We start from the raw sequence: 1,966 nt of genomic DNA, 5'->3' as shown, positions 1-1,966 counted from the left end.
CGCGCACGGCAAAGGCAGACGCCGGCGGCAGCGACACGCGCGGCCGCTCCGGCGCGACGCGCCGCGACCGTGCCGAGGCACCCGACGACGGCCCGCGCCGCTCCCGTCCCGAATCCTGAACTTCAACCCGTCAATTCCATGCAAGTACTCGTCGTAGGAACCGGCAAGCTGGCCAGCGAGCTGCTCGACGCACACCGGCTCGACCCGGCCACCTGCCGCGTGATCCCCTGGTCGGACAGCGCGCGCAACGATGCGCAGCGTAGCGACGCCCGAACGATCGTCGTGCACGCCGGTTCCGGCCGCGAACTCCCTGATGTGATCGCGTTCTGCGAGGCCACCGGATCGCCACTCGTCGAGCTGTCGACCGGCTCCGAGCTCGAAACCGGCTCGCATGCGTTCCCGGTCGTGCTGTGCCCGAACACGAACATCCTGATGCTCAAGTTCATGAGCATGCTGGAAACCAGCGGCCACCTGTTTCATGACTGCCGGATCAGCCTGACCGAGTCGCACCAGGCCGGCAAGACGTCTGTCCCCGGCACGGCCGTCGGGATCGGCCAGTCGCTCGGCGTGCGGCCGGAAGACATCCGCTCCGTGCGCGACCCGGACGTGCAACGCAGCGAATTCGCGGTCGCCGACGATCAGCTCGGCCGCCACGCGATTCACCGGATCCGCATCGACGACGGTGCGTGCAGCCTGCAGTTCGAATCGCGCGTGGTGGGTGCGACGCCTTACGCAGACGGCGTATCGCGCATCGTCGACGCCGTTCGACAACACGATCTCGAGCACCGCCGCTATTCGATCGTCGAATTCATCCGCAACGGCTGGCTGTAGTCGCGGCGATACGCGGCGGCCGGCATGCGTGCGTCGCGTCGCCGACGTTTTTTGCGCAACGCAAGAAGCGGTTCGGTGCTGATTTCCGCGAATGTCGTCGATCGCCCGATCCGCGACATCCGGGCCGCCCTGAATCGCTCCGACCGGCACCTGACGTCCCGAATGGCCGGCGGCCACGATCACGCCGGCCGGCTTCGCCGCCTCGACCGGTCGAGAAATTCGACGAGCCATCGTCCTGCCGCATTCGCTGGTAAGTTATCGGCCGAGGTCCATTCGCCGAGCTGGGGCGCGAGTCACCGCTAACGTCGGCGCCTGAACCGCTACCCTCGACATCCCCCCGAAAGGAGTGCAACCGATGACCCGCCCCGATTTCATCAAGCACTGGACCGAGCTCGAAGAACCGGAAGCGCATTGCTATCGCGGCGACACCGAGCCGATGGCGCTGGACGCGCCGCTTTCCGCCGAGCTCGGCATCACGCGTATCGGCATCCATCACGTGAGGCTTCTGCCGGGCCGGCGCACGTCCTATCCGCATGCCGAAAGCACCGAGCAGGAGTTTGTGTACGTGCTCGAAGGCAAGCCCGACGTCTGGATCGACGGCGTGCTTCACCCCGTTGCCGAAGGCGATTCCATCGCGTTTCCGGCGGGCACCGGCATCTGCCACACCTTCATCAACAACACGAAGGACGAAGTCCGGCTGATGGTGATCGGTGAACGCCCGCGCGACGACAACCGCATTCGCTACCCGATGAACGAGGCGTATGAGCTGACCCGCGCGGATCGCTGGGTGGACTGGCCCGACAGGCCGCTCGGGGACCACAACGGGATGCCGGACTGACTCACGCGAAGATGCCCCCGGCGGAACACGCGGAACACGCCGAGCCCGCTGCGCAAGCTCGCAGCGGGCTGCCGGGCCCGCCCTGTTCCGCCGGCCGTTACCCGGTCCATCGTCACTCGCCGCCAAGCACCGCCCCGCTCTCGGGCAACGTCGCACCGCCGTCGACGACGATCGTCTGCCCCGTGATGTACGCCGCATCGGTCGACGCGAGAAACAGCATCGCGTTCGCGATATCTTCCGGCTCGCCCATCCGCGCCAGCGGAATGTCGCGCGCGATCTGCGCCGCGACCGACGCGG

3 protein-coding genes are annotated in these 1,966 nt (G+C 67.3%); 2 read left to right on the top strand and 1 reads right to left on the bottom strand.

Features of this window, described 5'->3' with window-relative positions:
• The first annotated feature begins 138 nt into the window (after positions 1-138).
• A complete protein-coding gene (locus G3N93_RS39075; RefSeq protein WP_174932710.1) occupies positions 139-831 on the top strand; it encodes a dihydrodipicolinate reductase in 693 nt (230 codons plus the stop codon).
• 355 nt (positions 832-1,186) lie between these two features.
• Complete coding sequence (locus G3N93_RS39070) at positions 1,187-1,669, top strand: cupin domain-containing protein (protein ID WP_206135433.1); 483 nt, start codon at positions 1,187-1,189, stop codon at positions 1,667-1,669.
• A gap of 112 nt (positions 1,670-1,781) precedes the next feature.
• Here the strand turns inward: G3N93_RS39070 and G3N93_RS39065 are convergent.
• A partial coding sequence (locus G3N93_RS39065; protein WP_206135432.1) for an SDR family oxidoreductase occupies positions 1,782-1,966 on the bottom strand: 185 nt, incomplete at its 5' end.

This window comes from Burkholderia sp. Se-20378 (genome assembly GCF_017104665.1).
Taxonomy (GTDB): Bacteria; Pseudomonadota; Gammaproteobacteria; order Burkholderiales; family Burkholderiaceae; genus Burkholderia; species Burkholderia lata.
This window is presented reverse-complemented; position numbering and strand designations above follow the sequence as displayed.